The 21,957-nt window shown below is 34.0% G+C and carries 8 protein-coding genes; 2 read left to right on the plus strand and 6 right to left on the minus strand.

Features of this window, described 5'->3' with window-relative positions:
- Positions 1–27: 27 nt before the first annotated feature.
- The 4 genes from ACXX80_RS09355 to ACXX80_RS09370 all read right to left on the minus strand — a co-directional run bounded on the left by ACXX80_RS09355 (position 28) and on the right by ACXX80_RS09370 (position 15,675).
- Positions 28–261, minus strand: a complete 234-nt coding sequence (locus tag ACXX80_RS09355; RefSeq protein WP_458552967.1) for a hypothetical protein — start codon at positions 259–261, stop codon at positions 28–30.
- A gap of 146 nt (positions 262–407) precedes the next feature.
- Positions 408–6,137 (minus strand): DUF8693 domain-containing protein, encoded by a 5,730-nt coding sequence (locus tag ACXX80_RS09360; RefSeq protein WP_458552968.1) that lies wholly within the window; start codon positions 6,135–6,137, stop codon positions 408–410.
- A gap of 392 nt (positions 6,138–6,529) precedes the next feature.
- Entirely contained in the window at positions 6,530–11,269 is a 4,740-nt protein-coding gene (locus tag ACXX80_RS09365; RefSeq protein ID WP_458552969.1) for a DUF8202 domain-containing protein, read from the minus strand.
- Between the two features lie 326 nt (positions 11,270–11,595).
- Positions 11,596–15,675, minus strand: coding sequence for a M14 family zinc carboxypeptidase (locus tag ACXX80_RS09370; protein WP_458552970.1), 4,080 nt, complete (start codon positions 15,673–15,675; stop codon positions 11,596–11,598).
- Positions 15,676–16,026: 351 nt separating this feature from the next.
- Here ACXX80_RS09370 and ACXX80_RS09375 point away from each other — a divergent pair, with 351 nt between their 5' ends.
- On the plus strand, positions 16,027–16,701 hold the full coding sequence (locus ACXX80_RS09375) for a TonB-dependent receptor plug domain-containing protein (protein WP_458552971.1): 675 nt from the start codon (positions 16,027–16,029) through the stop codon (positions 16,699–16,701).
- A gap of 273 nt (positions 16,702–16,974) precedes the next feature.
- Here the strand turns inward: ACXX80_RS09375 and ACXX80_RS09380 are convergent, their stop codons facing one another.
- Together ACXX80_RS09380 and ACXX80_RS09385 are read right to left on the minus strand one after the other, a co-directional pair.
- Positions 16,975–17,604 carry an MCP four helix bundle domain-containing protein gene (locus tag ACXX80_RS09380; protein ID WP_458552972.1) on the minus strand — a complete coding sequence of 210 codons (630 nt, stop codon included), beginning with the start codon at positions 17,602–17,604 and terminating at the stop codon, positions 16,975–16,977.
- Between the two features lie 145 nt (positions 17,605–17,749).
- Positions 17,750–18,310, minus strand: coding sequence for a DUF6642 family protein (locus tag ACXX80_RS09385; RefSeq protein ID WP_458552973.1), 561 nt, complete (start codon positions 18,308–18,310; stop codon positions 17,750–17,752).
- A gap of 1,791 nt (positions 18,311–20,101) precedes the next feature.
- Between ACXX80_RS09385 and ACXX80_RS09390 the strand changes: the two genes are divergently transcribed.
- On the plus strand, positions 20,102–21,481 hold the full coding sequence (locus tag ACXX80_RS09390) for an exonuclease domain-containing protein (RefSeq protein ID WP_458552975.1): 1,380 nt from the start codon (positions 20,102–20,104) through the stop codon (positions 21,479–21,481).
- Positions 21,482–21,957 lie beyond the last annotated feature (476 nt).

The raw sequence follows: 21,957 nt of genomic DNA on the forward strand, positions 1-21,957 counted from the left end.
AGGAAATTGAAATTTATATTTTTTAGATTAACACTTTTTTCCGTTTGCTTTTGCTGATGATGCATCACACTTTTTTCCTTCGGCTTTGCATTTTGCTTTACATTTTTCTATTTCATCCGCACTCATCGCTTTTGATTTGGAATCTTTTTTAGCACAACAGGATTCTTTTTTAGCTTTTTCTTTTGTGGCAGTTTTACTTTCTTGCGCACTAAGATTCACAGTCAGAAATGCGATTGCTATACATGCTATTATCTTTTTCATTTTTATAAATTTAAATGGTTTTTCTTTTTTTCTTTGGATGTAAATCCAAAATTATAATTCAAATATAAATAATAATTTAAATCAATTATTAAAATTCAGATTAATATTTACTTTATCGAATCTGATTATCTACTGGAAACATACATTTATTTGATAATGATTTTTTTATTGAGAAGCCCTTTAGATGTTTTTACTTTTAGGATATACACTCCTGAACTTATTTTTTTTATTGGAAGTTGTATGTCATATTGTCCTTGATTTTCAATTTTCCAACTGGTTATTGATTGTCCAATAATATTGAATAAACTCACTTCTTGAACAGTCGTGTCTATTGTTTTGTTGTTGATTATTATTGTGTTTTTGCTTTGTGAATGGGCTACTTTTATTACATCATCAGTACTGGTTTCATCGTTAACACTTAATGTCTTGTCTTTGAACCGTAATGAAAAACGGGAATGGTATTCGCCATTTGCAAGATTGATTTCAAAAGCTTCATTTCGGATGTTATGGTATACTTTAGTCTCATCATCGTATAGAAAAATAGGCTGGTTGGCATCAAAGTTTTCTAAATCGTCAATCATGAATTTTACTTTCCCAGCAGCATCGGTTTTTACACCAATAGGGTAGGAAGCATCGAGGTCAAAAAAACCTTCACCTTGAATTACCAGTTGATTTTCCCCATTCAAAAAATACATATCATTAGGAAAGTCATCGATATTTAAACCGTCATAACCGAGATCCATTTCGCTGGTCGCTTTTTCATCCATAAACCCTAACAATACCTGTCTGTGATGATCATTATGGGAATTAAATCCCAATCGAATTTTTTTATAAGTGTTATTTATTACTACATCATTATCATTGTTATTCCATGTTTTTTCTTTACTGGAGGTAGTTTTGTACATTACATTTGAGTTCAAAGCGTCATTTTCTTTATGAAAACCTCTTTGGCTATTGTTAAAAATAACGGTTCCTCCAAAACCAATTTTTCCATTCACAAAAAATCCTTGCCCAACCGGAATATAGCGGTTAGGAATACCTCTTGACGGAGTTCCTGACTGACTGATAAAATCAACGCCTGCAGCTGATGGCGCTAATCCTCCAGTTAAATTTCTAACGGCATAACCTCCTTGATAATCGCGCAAGATATGGGTGTTGTTACTGTCATAATGTTCCCAGAAGTATAATGTTCCATCTGTGGAGGGATTTGAATTTATATTAGCTGTTATGAAAGCTTCGGCATCCAGTGCAGATGGATAAGGATTTCCAGTTAATAATAATTGATCATCACCAACAGTATTTGTTGTTATTGATCCATTATTTGGTTTTCCAATGAAAGTATAGTTTTGAGTTCCTAATGGACCTCCACTTCCTTTTAAAGTGAATCCTTGACCTACTCGTACTGGATCATTTTCAGTTATTTGAACCCAATTAGCATAATCATTAGTATAATTATCAAATTTATAAAGCCAATATCTGGCCAAGCTTATAGGAAATGTAGGAGCTCCGTCATAGCCACCAATCCAATTTATTGCTATTGGAGCCAGAGGATTTGTTCCGTCTTTCAAACTGCCAGCAACCGTATAATTAGTGTTGTTTGTTGTTGCATTTATTGGACTTACAGGAGAGCTCCAATAATTATAGTTGTATAAATTAGATTGCCCTTTTTGATCTCTTTCGATATGTCCAGAGCTTGTAACGTCTAAATCACTTTCGATAGTTTGCACCAATTGTGACATCCCAACTAAATCAATTTTCCCATCTAATTTTAAGTACCAATCATTTTGTATTTTGGTATCATTGTTCATTATGATGTTTTTTCCTGTATCTACCAGCATTCCTAAATCAATATTGTTAGCCGTTTCTGTAATGTCATGTTTTACATGTATTATCGACCAGTCTTGTTCCATGATATCTTCACCTCTGATTTCTTTAGTGGGGCTGTTTACCGCTGTTGCAAAACTTCCATTTCGTTCTGTTAAAAATGGCATTGGCGCTTGTTGAACACGAATGTTTTTATGGTTGTATATTTTTGTTCCAATGATATCAATTGCCGGAGTCGTCAGGTCATCAATGATATCATTTTTATAATTATCCATTCTGTAATACCTAAGTAAATTAGTGAAAGGCAAAGAAACTGGAGAGGAGGCTACATTTTTTGGAACAATTAAACCCCTAATTTGGGAACCAGTATCTTGAATTTCCTGGTAAACCATTCTTTGTAATTGAGACTCTGTCAAAGCTAAATTAAAGACCCTTACTTCATCTATTTTTCCTTTGAAATATTTTGTACTTGTGCTTGGATCTCTTCCTAAAGTAAGCAGTGAAGCATCTGCTGGAATACTTCCTGTTTTAGCTTGGCTTGTCACTAAAGCGCCATTTAAATAGAGTTTAATATTTGATCCATCATATATTACGCCAACATTGTACCACTGTGATACATTTAGAGAGGTATTAAAAAGAACGGATGTTCCATTAACAACGGCTTCTAATTTTTTGGCAGCAGTAATTCGTATTTGAAAATTATTTTGTCCTACAATAACTCCTTCCGAAGTAAATGCAGGGTTTAAATTGATCCATGCCATGAGCGATGCATTGGCTAAACCACCAAGAATGGCTGTACTTTGTCCATAATCATTTCGTCCGTCAAAATCTAGATATAGTTTGGCTCGGATGTCTCTTGGTGAACCAAAATAGGCAGTATTTGTATCAAATATGTCTAGGATTCCATCTTTATCAATGTCAGTTGTGCCGTCAATAATCCCATTATTATTAGTATCTAAAGTTTTATAATCATAGATTAATAACGTGTTAGCGATATCAAATGTACTTCCATTAGACATACTATCTAAATAATCAGGTATTCCGTCTGCATCTGTATCTTTTAAATATGTAGTGGCAGGATTTCCAGTTGCAATACCTTGTCCTGAATTTCCATATTGAGTATTAAATGTTGCTCCGATACCATAATCATAAAGATCTAATATTCCGTCTCCAAAACCTTCTGTTATTCCGTCTCCATTGATGTCTTTACTTCTAAATGTTTCTGATTCCGGTCCATCACCAACACCATCGCCATTGATATCCCCATCGCCATTTTGATATCCTGAAACTGCATTTGTATTTCCGGCTCCAGACTCATCAACATCAAAAAGACTGTCGTTATCGCTATCTAAATCAATATAATTCGGAATACCATCACCATCAGAATCTAATGCTGGTAATGCTGCTACTGATTCACCACTGTCATGAAGCCCATTTCCATTAGTATCGACCCAACTTACATCAATTTTTCCTTTGGCATTACTCAAGCTTCCTAAACCAGCTTCAATAACGTCTTCAATACCATCATTATCGGCATCTAAATCAAATATATCAGCAACACCATCATTGTCTAAATCGCATAAAGTTTGCGAAATTAGAATGTCATCTAGGGCAAGGTCATTACCGCCACCACCAGGAGCATTATTTTTAAAACGAATGGTAAACGCATTTACATTTCCTAAGTTGACACGAGCGGTAAATTGTTTCCAAACTCCTTGAGCGCAAGTATTATCAGTGTTGTTTCCAGAACATCTGCCAATATCACCCGTGTTGAAAGTCGTAAGAAGATTGTTTGATAAATCATAAAATTCTACCGTTACATTGGGTAAAATTGAATTTGGAAATGTAGATTGTGCCATGATATTTAGCACCCAAAAGCTGTAAGTTATAGGTAGATTTGACAAGACCCCGGTAATGGTTGTTTCATAAAATGTGCCGGGAGTAAAACTGGCATTAAAAACGGCCATCCTGCCATTAGTATCTCCAGTTGTATGATCTTCGCCATTGTACCATGCTAAATCACCATGAATATTTTCAGGATCGCTAGCAACTGTTCCTGTTATTTTAGAGACTACGGTGTATTCACCATCGTCTAGTATCCAAGTTGATTGACTAGGACATTCGGTTGTATTAGTACCTACAATTCCATCTTCATAACAATAGGTTGTTGTTGCATTATAGGCAGTAGTAAAACTTGACGTTTTTCCTCCTATACCAAAGGTTTCATTTAAAAATTTATAATCTACTTTATGGCCATTTGCGTTGTTACAATTTAATTCCTCAGTGGCATCTAAGATACTGTCGTTATCATCATCAATGTCAAAGTTGTCATAAACTCCGTCTCCATCGCTATCAAAAAAGGTTTGGATTCCCGTTCCTTGTATCGAAATATCATATGGGTTTTCATTACTGTCATTGTTTACAATTGAAATTCCAGCCGTTTTTATACCTATGGTGTTAGGATTAAAACTAACAGAAAATGTTGAGGTAGCTCCCGAAGCAATTAATACGCTCGGATTAGTGGTAACTGTGAAATCACTTGCATTAGTTCCAGAAATAGTTATCGCTCCTATAGTTAATGGTGCATTTCCAGTATTTTGAATCGTGAACGTTTTTGTGATGATTCCGGTACTGGTTTCCATTGAGCCAAAATTTGTCCAATCGGTATTACTTGGTGTTGTGTCACCATCAATAATAGAAATCGCATTTCCAAGGATGTTTATTTCTGGGGTATTTACGGTTGCTATTATTGGAATTCTTGGCGAAGAAGTACAGGAAGCATTATTGACTTCTAAATAATATGTAGTGGTTGTAGTAAGAATTGGGGTAGTTAAGGTTAATCCCGTACCTAGATTAGTTCCACCAGTTAGGGCTGTAAACCAAGAAATTGATCCCACTGAAGCAGTAGCTTCAAGTACAACTGTACCTGTTCCTATTCTGGATGCAGGTGTCGTACTTAAAATTATTGGAGTTGTATTTATAGTTATGTTTACTAAGTTATTAATGGTGATGAGTGAACTACAATTATAGGGAGCTGTTCCTCCACTTGACAGTTTAGTTATTGTTAATGCAGTTACACCAGAGTTAAAAAGTGTATTAGTTGTAAAAGTTCCTACACCAGCAGTTGTAACAGTCATAGTTGCTGTGTTTCCTATGGCTACATCGGCTCCTAATAAGTCATAAGTGACGGTATAAATTCCTACCGGTAAATTTGCTGTAGCAGCAGTGACAGCTATTGTAGCACTATTTGTGGTACACACTGATGTAGCGATTGTTGTAGTATTTAAACTATAAGTAGTAGGGCAATTCCATGTAATAATAACTTTACCATCTGATCCATTTCCTCCTGTTCTTGGATTTGATGGGGATGTAGAATGTCCTCCCGCACCTCCCGCACCAAAAGTAGTGCTTGAAGCACCATTTGCATCTGCAACACTTCCAATGGCTCCAGCTCCACCACCTACAGGCGCGATTCCACCAATTAAAAGTATCGGAGCATTTCCGTTTGTTAAAGTACCGGCACTAGAACCGCCACCGCCACCAGATATTCCAGATAGACCGCCACTACCTCCGGCACCACCGTAGTATGAATAGGAGGTGGACCAACCTATATTTCCTGTTGTACTTGCGCTGGCTCCAACTGCGGTGTTATTGTTGCTTTCAGAACTATTACCTCCATTTCCACCTACTGCTTTGATTGTTGTTGATGATTGAAACCATGATGCACCACCAGCACCACCAGAGCTGGTAGTGCCAAGTCCACCAGTTCCAACATTAATAGTGTAAATGGTGCCTGGCACAACTGTAAACGCTGTGTTTTTGACATAACCACCACCGGCACCTCCACCACCACCAGATGAGTTTTTAGTTGCACCACCACCCGCACCACCACCACCCCAAGCTTCCACTTGTATTGACGTTACTCCAGCAGGAACTGTAAAAGTGCCTGAAGTGTTATAAATTTGACTTGTTTGTGAAATTCCAAAAACGGTTGTAAAAAGAAGGCTAATCGTAAAAACTATTTTTTTGCTTATTAAAGTAATTTTCTCCATAATCTAATTACTGTATTTAATTAAGATTCAGTTTTTTATCTTTTATGAGGAATGTATTTAAGGTTGTTTTTTATTAATGCCATAAATTTAAATTTATTATTGTTATAAAACAGTTTAAAAGTAATTAAAACCGATAAAGTACATCTTTATGTAAATAATGTAAGTTTATTAGTGTTTTATTATTATTAAAATTTTACGAGAATATTATGAAGAAAAAACAGGTTCGATTTTTTGAATAGTAATTACTTTTTCAAAAAAATACAATCCCGAATATGAACATTTCTTAATTCCAGATTTATAGTTTTAGTTAAATTTCTTTTTACTGATTTTAGTATAAAAAAAAACGACTTCCCGGTTGTGGGAAGTCGTTTTTTAAGTTGGATTATTTTAAATTATTTGATAATAATTTTTTTATTGATATTTCCTTTAGTAGTTTTCAATTTTACAATATAAACTCCTGATGTTTTGTTTTGAATTGGGATTTTAATGCTGGTTTGTTCCTTGTCCGCAACATCCCATTTAGATATTAATTTTCCTTGAATGTTGAAAAGTGACACATTAACTACTGTATTGTCATTTGATCCATTTGTAATATTCAAAACATTATTAGAACGAGTAAAGACTATTTGAATACTATTCTCATAAATTACATCTTTTACACCAAGTGTTTTATCTCTAAAGCGTAATGAGAAACGTTCAGTCAAATACCCTTCAGGAAGTTCTACTTCATAAAGTTTGTTTTTTATGCTATTATAGGTATCCGTTTCTTTATCGTAAATAAAAACATTTTGGCTTTCGTCGAAGTTTTCTAGAGCATCAATACCAAACGATACTTTTCCAGCAGTCTCTGTTCGAACACCAATAGGGAAGGAGGCATTTTCATCAAAATAGCCTTCTCCTTGTATGGCTAATTCATTTTCTCCGTTTAATAAATACATATCACTTGGAGAATCATCAATATTGAAAGCATCATAACCATCATTCATCTCACTATTAGCTTTTTCATCCATAAAGGCTAATAACACTTGTCTGTGGTATGTTTTGTCAATAACATTAAATCCTAGACGTATTTTTTTATGGGTGTCTTTCTCAATAGGAGCATTGCTGTTGTCTGTCCAATGACTGGAAGTTTTTGGACTAACCGGAATTCGATATATTGTTTGTGAATTAGGCGAGTCCTCTTTAATAAAATCCCTCTGGCTGTTATTAAAAGTTACTGTGCCGCCTGTTGTAAGGTTACCAATCACAAAAAATCCTTGCCCTACAGGAATGAATTGGTTAGGAATTGACTTGCTTGTTGTGCCCGCTCCACTTATGAAATCTACACCAGTGGAACTTGGAGCGAGTCCACCAGATAGATTTCTGATAGCATAACCTCCCTGATAGGCTGCTAAATTATGGGAGTTATTAGTGGAATAGTGCTCCCAGAAATACAAAGTACCGTCTATTGATGGGGTACTAAATGTGTTTGCGATAACGTTAATATTATCATTAATAAATTTTTTTGCATCTAGTGCTGATGGGTATGGATTACCCACTAGTAACAATTGATCAATTCCGACAGTATTTGTTATAGTTCCATTGTTAGGTTTTCCTATAAAGGTTAGGTTTTGTATTCCCGAAGTTCCCGCTCCTTTTAATGTAAATCCTTTACCAGCTTGAAGCATACCAGTTTCTCCTATTTGAGTCCAGTTAGCATAATCAATTGCATTCACATTACTGTCAAATTTGTATATCCAATAGCGTGCTAAACTAAATGGGCTTAAAGCACCATCATATCCACCAACCCAAGTTATTGTCCCTGGAATAGGATTTGTCCCGTCTCTTAAAACACCATCAACGTTGTAATCCTTATTGTTGGCAAAAGGAGCAATTGTAGTTATTGGACCTACAGGTGAACTCCAATAATTATAATTGAATCTATTGCCTTGTCCTTGTTGGTCTCTTTCTAATGAACCTGAACTGGTAGGGTCTAAATCACTACCTAGTTTTTGTATTAATTGTGACCGTCCTACTAAATCAATTTTACCATTTAGTTTTAAGTAATGTGAAACTTCAATTTGTGTGTCATTAGTAGCGCTCAAAGTATTGCTATCAACAAATAACCCTAAAACGGTTTTATTCCCAGGTGAAGTAATATTGTGGGTAGTTCTCACGATATTCCAGTCAATACGTGTTGTGTTATCAACAATTGATAAGCTATAAGGCTGGTCTTGATTAGCTCCATTTTTCCATGTTGAAGGAGTTTGCCATAAATCATTAGTATCACTAATGTATGGCATTGGAGCTGTTTGAATATTGATTGAAACTTTATCAGGTATGATTAAACTACCTCTATTTGTATTTACTGAATCATCATCTAAATGTGTTCCTATGTAGGAATTCATAGAATAATAAGCAAATAAATTACTCCAGTTTAACGTGTTGATATCGTTTTTTGTAATCGTTGTTGGAATAATAGTTCCTCTTGTACCAGAAACATTCTGTAAAATCTCTTGATTCATTATAAATTGAATTTCTACTGGAGTAAGAACTCTGTTCCACATTCTAAGTTCGTCTATATCTCCTTTGAAAAGATTAATAATAGATGTTTTACTTTGATATTGTGAACCTATGCTAAAAGTACTTACTGAAGCTGCAGGAGCAATTGAAATTGTGACAGTTTTATCTAGTACGCCATCGATATACATTGATAAAGAATTGCTACCATAAGTAATAGCGATATTGTGCCATTTTAGATTTGGTATAATAGTGTTAGTTATAGCACTTTGAATAACTGCTCCTACTCCCCATTCAATTCTTATTCTGTTGTCAGTTTGTAACACTAATTGATAACCGCTTGTAGCATTTGCTTTTTTAGCTAAAATTGTTCTTTCAGTTCCAAGTGTGTTTGCTCCATTAGGACGTATCCAAGTCATTACACTAAATGTGTTTCCCAGTTCATTTGTATCCCCAATTCTTACATAATCGTCAACACCGTCTAGTGTTATATGCAATGGATTTGTAGCTCTATGTGCCACACCAAATGAAATGTATTTAGTTCCGTCAAAATCATATAAACAGGTTTGATTCCCTCCAGAAGTTGACATAAAAACGGTTTCTAATCCAGTTGTAAATGTTGAATTGGTTGCTACAACCATTACATAAGCATCTGTTGCGCCAAGAGCAGGTAATCCGCTTACAAAAGAAGCGCTAGGAATATTAACACGTACTGTACCTACATCCCCGCCTGTTTCTACTACTTTCCATTTTCTATTCACTACTTCAGTAATAGTTGTAATAGTAGTTGGTCCTAAATCTATGTTTAAGTTGACTCCAGAATTTGACATTGTGCCATTGTTTGAACCCCAAACTAAATAGTTTCTATCAGTTGTAAAACTGTTTGGATTTATGTTATTAGTGCTTGTTATATCACCAAGTCCAATAGTTAAAACTGTATTAGGATTTTCACTTTTAGATTGTTTTTGTATTAGTACAGTATTATCATCTCTTCCTATTCCAGCTATGTCATAATTAAAACCCGCATTAGCTGCAACATCCCAAATAATACCTCCATTGGAATTGATATAGTTAATATCTCCTAAATTATCTACTGTTGTACTCCCAGAGGCATGTAAGGTTACTCCATTCTTAATCCCAAGATAGGATTGTATTTTTTGTTGTTCAAGCGCGGTTCTGGCAGTTGAATAACTGGCTACCTCTGTTATTCTCCCATCGAGGTAGGTATTTAATGCATTACCATTAAGCGTAAATCTTCCAACTCCTAATTGGTAAACAGAATTATTAAAATCAGAATGAATTAATGTTGTTCCTGTTCCGGTAGCTCCTCTTGTTCCCGTATGATTGTCTATTCTTTTACCATTTAAGTAAATTTCAGTAAGGTTTGGTGTCACTGATGTATTCGATTTAATGTTTAATATCATCACGGTACCTCCAGTTGTATTGGTAGGAGATGGTGGAGCGTACGATCTTCCATAAGAGTTTGGCAAATCTGGGTTTGCCGGTATATCAGTGGTTAAATAATTTCCAAACGTATGAGAAATTAAATTTTGACTATTAAATCGACCAGAGATTCTTCCAAAACCTAATCCCGTTCCATCTTGTCCGAAATTATTGGCTGTAGTTTTTCCAGAAATCACTTCTTGCGAATTGCTTGTTGTTTTATCCACAGTACTATTTGTTTTTACGACAACATAATAGTCTTGAGACCAATAACCTCCCTTTCCTTTTAAAACGTTACTTCCACTTCGGTTAAAGTCTACAACAGGATTAAAATTAATGTTTCTACTAGCATCATTTCTGTATTTAGGTGCAAAAGTACCATAACCATTTGCACTATTGTCATAGGCTTGGTCTAACCAAGAGGTTACTGGACTATCGTCAATTGTTGAGGTAGTCCCAACATTAGCTTTTAGCCACAGTTTAAGATTTCCATTTATATCACCTGGACCTCTTACTGGATTTGCTGGTGCTGTAATATGTTCTCCTTTTATAATGATATTGTCAATAGCTACCCCGTCATCGTTAGTACTACCGTCTGATCCAAAATTGACTCTAAAACGCAGTGAGGTAGCATTATTTAATGCAGCTACTTCACTACCTGATATATAAGCTTCTACAAATTTTGATGGACTTAGTGCTACTTCAGTATTTACTCCGGACCAACCATGAACAGTATTACCTATACCATTAACATCATTGTCGTTGTACCAGTTATTTCCTTGACCTTGGCTTCCTAATCTTGTCCAACCTAATAATCCAAGTGGGTCAGTTGTGTATTCTATATTCATACCATCTACTCCTGCTTGTGTGATGTAACGAATATCAATATAGAATTTAACATTGTTAAAGCCGCTAGTAGAAATTACAGGACTCGTTAATCTCGTTAAATAATTAATCCCATAATTGTTGTAGTTATTCAAGCTCCAATAACTACCCTCTCCCACTATAGGGTTTGCGTTATGAGACCATGACCCAAATCTCCCAACTACGGTGCTTGAGGTCCAACTCCCATCATTAGCATCAAAATTCTGATAATGTATCGTCTTGGACTGTGAATATGCTAAAAAAACAAGAAATAAAGATGCTAAAGTAAAGAAAGCTTTTTTTGTGGAAAGTATAGTTCTAGTCATATTGATTTGATGATGTATTTATTTAGGAAAAATAGAATGTCCAAGTATAACATCATTTACGTATTTATTTTTGATTTGGGTTTAATTAACTGCTAATTAATACTTTGAATAGCGTAATTTAACTTGTCAAAAGTAAAATATTTAATTCTAATTTCAATGCCTTTTTATCGATAAAAAGCAATTATTTGCGTTTAAGTTCAATGTTTTATGATTTTTAATAATTTTTCATCAAAAAACGAAAATTAATCATGCAGTAAGAAACATCTTATTGAAAAAAAAAGCTATCGTATTAGGATAGCTTTTTTTAGATTCAAATTATTAAAGTATTATTTTTTTATAAAACGTTCTATTGTAGTGGTTTCTTTGTCAGTTATTTCCAGTACGTAATTGCCTTCGCTTATAGAAGAAACGTTAATGTTGTTATTGGATAATTTACCTTTCATAATGGTTTGCCCAATTACATTGTAAATTTTAAATGTTGCATTTTCAGAAACAGAAGTTACATTTAGTATGGATGTAGTTGGGTTAGGGTACACTACAATATCATTTGTAATTTCTTTCTCTTTGCTGGTTTCAATTGTCCTAGCTGTTGGAGAAGTTATATTTACCGTATAATCCTCAACTTGCCCTGATGCAAATGTTTCGCATGAAGTAGGAATTGCATTGTATTTCATAGAAACTCTCATTCTGGTTACTCCAATTCTTGCTGTAGCAGGAATGGTGATGCTTCCAGTAACTGGCGTTGTTGTTGTAGCTGCTCTCGTGAAAACTTGCTCACCTGCATCGACAAAATCGCCATCCCCATTGTAATCAATCCAAACACTATATCCTTCTTTGTATTTTATTGAAGCCCAAGAAGGTGTTATAGTAATAGTGTAAGCACTTCCTCTATTAGTATTTGTTGAGATAGCAGTAAAGTTCTCATAACCTGTTCCACCAGTTGTAGTATTGTTTATTGTGCCAAAAACAACTTTACCAATTTTCTCTTTTGTAACACTATTACCTTTAGAAGCACAATAAGTAGCAATAGGCGCTGAAGTTGTTATGCTTACAACATTGCTTGAAACTGAAATGTTTCCGGCAGCATCTTTGGCTTTTATAGAAAATGTGTAGGCTGTTGACGCTGTTAATCCAGTTACTGCATAAGAAGTTGATGTTACGCTTGCCTTCAAAGTAGTTCCTTGATACACATCATAGCCAGTTACTGCAGTATCATCAGCTGAAGCTGTCCAAGACAAATTGGTTGTGGTTTGAGTGGTTCCTGAAGCTACTAATGAAGCCGGAGCCGAAGGGGCAGTTGTATCAGCAATTGGAGCTAATGTTGAAACATTAATAGTGCTTTCAGTCGAAATGTTTCCGGCAGCATCTTTTGCTTTTACAGAAAAAGTATAGGCCGTTGAAGCTGTTAATCCAGTTACTGTATAAGAAGTAGTTGTAACACTAGCCCTTAGAGTGGTTCCCTGATACACATCATAGCCAGTTACTGCAGTATCATCAGTTGAAGCTGTCCAAGACAAATTGATTGTGGTTTGAGTGGTTTCTGAAGCTACTAATTCAGTAGGAGCAGTAGGTGCTGAGTTGTCTATAATAACATTTTGATTTGCTGTTATGGTTTGGCCGCTTCCATCATCAAAAGTCCAAACGACTACAGTTGTTCCCTGTGCAGTTATAGGGAATGTTGTTTCAGTTGTTCCTGTTATTGATCCGGCACATACATCAGTAGTTGTAGGAGCAGTAAGCGTTACGGCATTTCGACTCGTTACATTAGCTAAAGTTGGAATTAGAGGTGCAGTTGTATCTTTAATAGTTATGCTAGCAGTGCAGCTTGAAGTTTGTCCGTCAGCATCAGTCACAGTAAGAGTCACTAATTGAGTAGTATTTCTATGGGTGCAATTGAAAGTGTTTGGAGAAACCGAAATAGAAGTTATGGCAACATCATCTTTAGAGCCGTTATTTATATCTGTTGGCAATACGGTTAATTGTCCGCTACTGCTTAAGGATAAAGTTGCGTCTTTACAAATAGCTACAGGAGTTGAAGATATGTCTAAAATTTTGATGACTTTAAAATCGTCGATATAAAAACCATCGAAGGTAGTTGTGTAACCATCAGTATTATTGGAACTGTCAGATCTCATGTATAGTCTGAATCTAGCAGCTGTGGCACCAACTAAAAAAGAGTTGTTACTGGCGTCAATTACAATTTCTTCCATTACCCATTTGCCCATTTGATTTCCATCATATAAAACACCACCAACGCCTGCAGTATTCTGAAAATTATTAGTAGATGATTTAGTGGCATGAGGATTGGTTTCGGTTTTTGATGTTGGTTTGGTATAATTTCCGCACAATGGAGTCCAGTTTGTTCCATTTGTTGAACCTTGCATTTGAACTAAATCAAAATTCCTTTCTAAATCCCATTTTGCATAATACTGTACTAATACTTTAGTCGCTCCAGATAAATTTGAAGTAGTGGCAGTAGTAAGGGTTTTATTTAGATTATTGGCGTAAGCTACTGTCGAAGCATCAGTAATCGATCTGGTTCCGGAATAAGCACTAGTTGAGTTTACCCATGTGCCACCAGCTTGTGTCCATTTAGACAGTAAATTAGCGTCTGGATTGTCGCTGAATAATACAGTTGGTTGGTAATATTTTATAAAATTAGCTTCGTATAAAATAAAATCTCCGTTACTCAATGAAACTTTATATTCAATTTTTTGATTGGGTAAAATCCCAGGAGCTAATTGTATTGCAGCAGTTACATTTCTTTGTTCTAATACAGTCATCCCGGTTTGCACCGTTGGAGATGTGATAGAAACAATATTGCTGGATATAGGTGTAACTGTTAGGGTGTAATTTGCAGTGGTTTGCCCAAGTCTTTCAATTCCAAAAGTTAAATTAGAATTTAAGGAAGTGATATTGCTTTGTGTAAGGTCATGAAGTTTTGCATATTTTCCGGCATAGTACGCTGCAATTAAATTCATTCTCAGAGCTCTTTTTGCAATAGCGGTAATGTTTATTGGGCTAGGCCAAAAACCACCTTCTGCTAAACTTCCATTTTCTGGAGATACTGATAAGGTATTTTTTCCAGATCCCGTAGAACCTGTTCCGTCATTAACTCCGCCTGTCATCCAGTCGCTTGCATCACCACTCGCAGCATATAATATTCCGGGTGCTGGTCCATAAACATATCTGTTGTATTGTGTCATATCATGACTGAACTTAGCAAATTCATTTTCTCTCCCTGTTAAAACTCCTGATTTTCCATTTATTGGGTGCGGAAGAAGATTAGAATACGCATGATGATTTAAAGCTGTTTTGAAATTTTTTGTTAAAACAAAATCTCTCATCATTTGAGTTTCTGGCTCAGAAAAGGCAGCTGTTCCTCTATAAGTATTGTCGCATAAAGCAGTAGAAGAACCAACTAATCCATAATAATAACCGTAATTTCTATTTAAATCAACTCCTCTAGTATTGTTACTGGATGCTGTAGTTCCGGCATCACAAATTCCAGGTCTTAAATTTTTACGCTGCATTCCTCCACCGGATGGCGCAATAGTTTCATTCCAAGACAATCCATCAGGATTTGCTACAGGAACAAAATACATTTCGGTATTATCAACGATACTTTTTATAAAAGGATCTGAGTTGTAGTTTTCCAATAAGTACCACATATAATATATTGTATTCATCATACTGCTAACTTCTCTTGAATGTGTCATACCAGTGTAAAGAACATTTGGTTCTGTTTCATTCAATGATGGGTTATCAGAGATTTTTACATAATAAATAGCTCTTCCTTGGTGTGTTAATTGATTTGATGGAGAAATATTTGCTTTGACAGAGATTAGATTTGGATACATTTGCTGCATTTTATCTAATTCAGCGAGCATTCCGTTATTAGTCAGACATCCACCAAAAGTTGCGGGAATAGTAAAATTAGTAGGTGTTACAAAGTTGATTTCACTGCAATCATTTTGTTGTCCAATATTACCAATAATAACATTTTTTACGCTCAATGATTTGTTCCCTTTTGAGCTCCTTTTTTCTCTAAGTAAATTGTTTTGAGCTTGAGGCATATCTTTTTGAGCTCTTTCAGAATATAATTTTGTAAGATCTTCAATTACTACTTTATACTTCAATCCGGCAGATTTAATTTTGCCTAACTCATAATCTGAAAGTTCTAATTGTATGTATGCTTCTGTATTTACTACACCACAATCAAGATCTACACCGGTTTGCATTAACTTTGTGATAACCTCAGGAGAATTTTTCGAAATTTGTACTCTTTTGTACTTAAACTCGGAATCTTGTATTTGACTAGAATTACTAGTGATAGATTTTGTTTGAGAGTAAGATTTGAAAAAAATAAAAGAAATTAAAAGAAAGATAAAAGTAGTTTTTTTCATGGTAAAAAAATTTAGGTACTCAAATCTAAATTAAATATTTAACAAAAAAAAATTTAAAATCGATAAAATGCATTATTTAACCGATAAAATGCGCTAAAAACTATTTTTATAATGTTGAAAATGTTAAATAATTTAATTGTAGCTTAAATTATTTTGACTGCATCTTTAGTAAATTTGAAATTAAAAAATTGAATTTAATAAAAAGATAAAAGAGACAGTTTAATTTATTTTCTTCCGATTATGCTTGATTATTAATTATTTGCAAGCTCATTTAAATAGTTATTTTAGTAAAGAAAATATTTTGGTATTACTTTTTTAGTACATTTAACAATATTTATAAATTATAGCATTATGAAAATTTCTAGAACATTGGTAGTTGTATTCTTCGTATTTGGTGGTTTTGGTTATGCGCAAAATAAGTTGACCGGAAAGGTTATGGATTACAAGAATAAACCAGTGGCAAATGCCAGGATATATTTAGATTCTATTTATTCAAATGTCACGACCAATAGTAAAGGGGATTTTGAAGTTTTACTTCCTGAAAAAGTAGCAGTTATTAATGTGTACTCCTATAAGTTTGGTTTATTGTCTTCTAAATTTGATAATGAAAATGTAATGAATTTCATGTTTTTGGAATCGCAAAAATCGATAAAAGATCGAGCTAAAAATGGCGATGATATTAGTATTGGCTATTCTGAAGTGGATCAAAAGTACAAGGTTAATGCATCTCAAAAATTAGATGCTAAAAACGATAAAAGCTCAATTATTTATAATACTATATATGACCTAATACGAGGGCGATTAGCAGGAGTTACTGTCACAAGGAATAATAAAATAACTATTAGAGGTGTGAGCTCAATTAACAACATCTCTGAACCTTTATTTGTGGTTGATGGAGTTATCGTATCAAGTATTGACTATATTTTTCCTAATAATGTGAAAAGTATAAGTGTATTAAAGGATGCTGCTGCGTCTATTTATGGAGCTCAAGGTTCCAGTGGTGTTATCATAATTAAAACTAAATAGAGTTTAATCTTAATGTCGTTTATCTATTTTATTCTAATTAAGTATTTCTGTGATAGATTTTTTGACTGAATTACTATTTTATCTGAATGAAACTTAAGCTTTGTATGTTTTTTATATTAGTATATAATACAAACCCCTAAGTAATCTTTGTTTAGGGGTTTTTCAAGTTAAGGTGAATGCTATTTAACAACCATAGGTTATTAATTTAATTCCTGTTTGCTTTAGCAGTTATCATGTAATTCTCTTAGCTTATAAATATATTTTAGCCTATAATTAATTCATACTTTGAGGTTCAGGTATTTTGATACTTATTTTAGTTTTCTTAGACATCAATAAATATAAGGTGATGCCGCCTAAAATGACCAGCAAAGCAATCTGAAGTTGACCCATAAGATTGTTGTCGTTGTGCAAGGTATTTGAATTTGTCAATTTTGATTTACCTTCTTTACTTTGAATTTGTGACAGCAGCTCCAATGTTTGTAAAGCTTGATTGCTGGAGTAGTTAACTTGATTCCAGTTTTTATTTTTAGTCTCTTTATTAATCGCAGAACAAGAAGCCAGAAATGTAGTTAAAGATATTTTTTCTTTGGGAGTTAAAACAGTTTTTAGATATTGTTTATCTATGTTTCGAATGTTTTTTAGTGCCACCATGATGAGATCGTTTTTTTGGACGTCATTTAGCTTTGTTGCTACTGCGTTTGCTTTTATGAAATAAAGCTCATTTGCATATTGAAAAATATAGCGAGCCACAACTAATCGGTCATTATAGATCGTATTGATATCCTCATTAGTTCTTTTAGAGTTTTGTAGTGTATTGAAATTATTCAATAAGATGATAAACATAACAATCAGTAACACAAAAGCGGCTTTTGTTTTAGTACTGTATTTTTTTAAATCTTTCATCACAATGGAATTTATAAGTAATGCAATATAAGCTATTGTATTGAACTTGTTTTAACTAAAACAAATAGTTCTCAAAAGTATAGAATTTAGTGGCAATTTATTTAACTATACTATTGACTAACATTCAACAATGGTAACATTCATTTTAATAATACAATCTAAAATCGAGGAGTTTGCAAAGGGCATAGTGTTTTTGATGTAACTCTTCTACAATTTCCTCAACATCGTCTAACTCTTCAAATAAACTAAAGAAAGCTTTATCAAGATTACTGCTTGTTAATGTATTGAATTTTGCCCCATAACCGGAAACAGCACGTGCTCCAGTAATATCTAAAAAATATTGTGCTTCTTCCTGGCTCAAGTCTAACACTTTTGCATTGGCAAAATGTAAAATTTTCCCTTTCATTTTTCCTTCAAAAAGCTCGGCTATTTCTTCTAAACTGTAGTAATATTCATTGAGGCAAATATTGTTTCCTTCGCCTTGCATTACTAAGTAGATTATTTCATAATTGGTAAAATTATGGTCGTCATAAAGCAATGAATGTAAGCTTTCTTCTAGTCCTTCAATCGTATCGCATGTTTTATAAATACTTGTAATGCCTTGCTCAAAGGCTAATTGCTCTAAGTTTTTGACTACTTCTGTAGTGTTGTTATTTTCTATATCTGGAACGGCTTCGAGGCAAAAAATAAATGTATCTGAATCCATGAATTTAGTTTTTTTAGTTGATATAATGCAAACAAATATTTTATGGAGATAATAATCACATGGAGTGGCACTCTTTATGAATAGAAAAACAAGCGAAAGTTTTTTTAGCACTAGCTACAAAGGCTAGAAATCTTCTCAGATTAAGGTTTTGTAATTTCATTTTGTAAAATTACTTCAGAAAGAAATTTGTTGTTAGTATTTTACAATAAATAGTTATTAACCTTTTTGTTGAAGAAAGGTGTGCATAGTAAGGGTATTTGAAATAAATCCCTAAATCTTTTTCTTCATTCCTAAGGTTGAGGTCTGAAGAATATTTAAAAATTCAAGTATAACAAAAAAACCTAACACATTGATTTTAGGGTTTTTTACTTTGGTGGGAGACCGAGATTTGAACTCGGGACCTCAGGTTTATGAATTAATTTTCCTGCTAAATTTAACCCCCTTTTTTGCCTTTAAAAGGTATATTTTTTAAAAAAATGTATGGTTTGGTGTACTGTTTAGTGTACTGTTTTTGAAATTATTTTGAAGTTTAAATTACTTATTTTGTCAAAATTATAGCTACGGTTTTTTTTTTTTTTAAAGGTGAATTATGTCTTGAATTTGGGTTTTCGAGCTAGATAAATAGGGTTGTTAAATAGCTATTTTAAATCAAATAATGTTTTATAATTTCTATTGATTGGATCTTAAAGATAACGCATGGTAAATATTAAAACTGAAAAGAGGGGAGTGGTGGAATAAGTTTTAAACTATTTTTTTGAAGTATATACATTTTTGAAAAGGTAGTCTATTGCATCTTGCTTGGAATATGTAAACTCTTTTTTCTTTGTTTTGGATAACATGGAGAATTTTGTGTCTTCTTTCCTTTTATATTCATTTACTAAAGTTATATTACGTTGCCTTTCCGATCCCCGAAGAGCAAGAAAAATGTCATATACTGTATTAGCAGTCATTAATTATTTTTTAAGCAAAAAACAAAATCTGTGTTTGTTTTAATTACAAATGTTTGATTTTAAATTTTATATCTATTTGTATTTGAATGGATTCGCTCATATCTGTTTGCATTTGCTCACATTTGTTTGTATTTGTTTGTATTTGTTTTGATTCGTTAGAATTTGATAGGATATTTGTTGTTCACGATCAATATATTATATGGTAAACTCAGTGGCCAATGTCGATGAGGCCTAAAATCCGAAGCAAATATTTAGTTTTAATTTTTATGTCTAGAAGGATTCGATTGGATTCGGGAGGATTTTGTTGGTTATAGTAGTTTAAAGTAACTTTCGGCCGGATTTGGAAAGGCTAAGATTGTAAAAGTGGCAAATCCTTCCCAATCCTTCCGAATTTGGGTGAGTCTTAATATAAACCTCCTTGTATTATATCAGATGTAATAATTAATTCGTTTTATCATTTTTTATTTATCGAAGACATAATTTTTTTTAAAATTTTAATCATCATAGTTCCTGCCCCATGGTCTTCTTGCTAAATAATTATTAAAACTATGACATTCTCTGCCTATCTGCCAAGTCAAAAACACTTCAATTTAATGCAACAGAACAACTGAGAGGTGATATTAGCACCACCGAACGAGCTCCATATCCGCAAGAACACGAAATCAATTTTCCAAGAATAAAGATGGTCAAGGAGTAACAAACAATATGAAAATATTTTAAGCTTTTGATTTGTCAGCCTTGAAATCGAAGATTCATCAATACAAAAATTGACAATATAAACTCGGGAATACTTTTTGATTGTTTTGTAATAACACAAAAGAAGAGTAATTAAATAAACCACATGAAAAATCAGGAATACGCAATAGTAGATATAGAAACCACAGGCGGGAATGCCAGTGGCAGCCGCATTACAGAAATTGCCATTATCATCCATAACGGAACTAGTATCATCGACCGTTGGGAAACGCTCGTCAATCCAGAAAAAGAAATTCCACTAGCTATTTTTTCGCTAACTGGCATTAACAATGAAATGGTACGAAGTGCACCTATTTTTGATGACATTTCTGAAAAGGTTTTAGAATTGCTTTCCGGACGCATTTTCGTGGCCCATAATGTAAACTTTGATTACTCCTTTGTCCGCCACCAACTAGAAGCCAGCGGTTTCAAATGGACTGCGCCAAAATTATGCACCGTTCGAGCAGCTAGAAAGATTAAGTCGGGCCTGCCATCATACAGTTTGGGCAGACTTTGCAATTCCTTAGACATACCTTTGACCAACCAGCACCGTGCTGGTGGTGATGCAGATGCTACCGCAATTTTATTTTCCCGTTTGCTGGAATGGGATGTGGAAGGGGTAATAGAAAAAATGATAAAAAAGACTTCTCAAGATCAGCGTTTACCTCCTAACTTACCACCTGCTGACTTTGAGCAGTTACCGGATAAAGTAGGAGTCTATTATTTTTACGATCAAACAAGAAAAGTGATTTACGTAGGTAAGGCAATCAATTTAAAAAAAAGGGTTGCCTCTCATTTCAGTGGCCATAATATCACGCCTCAAAGACAAAATTTCTTGCGTGACATACACGCCATTTCCTTTGAAGTTTGTGCCACAGAATTGATGGCACTACTGCTCGAATGTACCGAAATCAAGAAGTTGTGGCCCGTCTACAACAGAGCACTCAAACGTTTTGACCCTAAATATGGACTGTATGAGTATGAAGCCCGCAGCGGCTATAGGTATTTAGCCATTGGCAAATTAGGTAAATTTCAAGCGAGTATAGAATCTTTTAATAGTTTGTACAAAGGCATCAATGTATTGCAAGGACTAGCCAAACAATTTAGCATTGATAACCGATTCTGCAATTACGGCATGGACGACCATGGAGAATTTACTCCAAAACCAGACCGAAGCGATTTACCTGAAGTGGAACGACACAACGAACAAGTCGAGAAAGCGATTGATTTTTTAACAGAAAATAGACCCAGCTTTGCCATCATAGACAAAGGCAGATCTGCCGAAGAACGCAGTTGCATTTGGGTTGAAAAAGGTCACTTCTATGGAATGGGATATATCGCTTCGGATATAGGATTTACGGATCCCTCTGAAATAAAAGATCATGTAACTCCTTATAAAAGTAACCAATACAGTGTCGATTTAATTCTTGCTTATGCTGAGAAATATCCCGGAAAAGTGCTTTTTAAACAGAACCAGAATGAATGATAGTTGATCTAAATTTTTATGACATGTAGCGGTAGCGGAAAAAAAAATATTGACATTCCGGAAACGGAACTCATCCTCCAAGACATTTTTTTTACCAACAACTATTACACTACTGTAGACAATCCCACTAAATAAACTGGATGATATAGTAGATTCGTAAGTTAGGTACTAAACATACATGTAGTGTATTTCATAGATTTAAATTTGAATAGTTACACCAATTCATTAACTTAAATCACTGGAAAAATGAAGCGGGTAAAATCACAATTCTGTTAGTAATAAATACAGCCAAAAGATATCAATAAGGACTATGTCCAATCATTTGCAGAATAACACATTCTGCAAACACGATTAACAAAATTATTTAAAGGCTTAGAACACCCATACAACAAGCTGTCTCAGAAGGTTATTTAGACAGGGAGCGATTCATACTATACAAATCAAAAAAAGTACACCAAGAAGTTATATTCCACAGG

The organism is Flavobacterium sp. GNP002, from assembly GCF_054343795.1.

Coding starts and splice junctions, on each gene's coding strand:
- ACXX80_RS09375 (WP_458552971.1), top strand. CDS start 16,027: ATGAAAATTTCTAGAACATTGGTAGTTGTATTCTTCGTATTTGGTGGT.
- ACXX80_RS09355 (WP_458552967.1), bottom strand. CDS start 261: ATGAAAAAGATAATAGCATGTATAGCAATCGCATTTCTGACTGTGAAT.
- ACXX80_RS09380 (WP_458552972.1), bottom strand. CDS start 17,604: ATGAAAGATTTAAAAAAATACAGTACTAAAACAAAAGCCGCTTTTGTG.
- ACXX80_RS09370 (WP_458552970.1), bottom strand. CDS start 15,675: ATGAAAAAAACTACTTTTATCTTTCTTTTAATTTCTTTTATTTTTTTC.
- ACXX80_RS09360 (WP_458552968.1), bottom strand. CDS start 6,137: ATGGAGAAAATTACTTTAATAAGCAAAAAAATAGTTTTTACGATTAGC.
- ACXX80_RS09365 (WP_458552969.1), bottom strand. CDS start 11,269: ATGACTAGAACTATACTTTCCACAAAAAAAGCTTTCTTTACTTTAGCA.
- ACXX80_RS09385 (WP_458552973.1), bottom strand. CDS start 18,310: ATGGATTCAGATACATTTATTTTTTGCCTCGAAGCCGTTCCAGATATA.
- ACXX80_RS09390 (WP_458552975.1), top strand. CDS start 20,102: ATGAAAAATCAGGAATACGCAATAGTAGATATAGAAACCACAGGCGGG.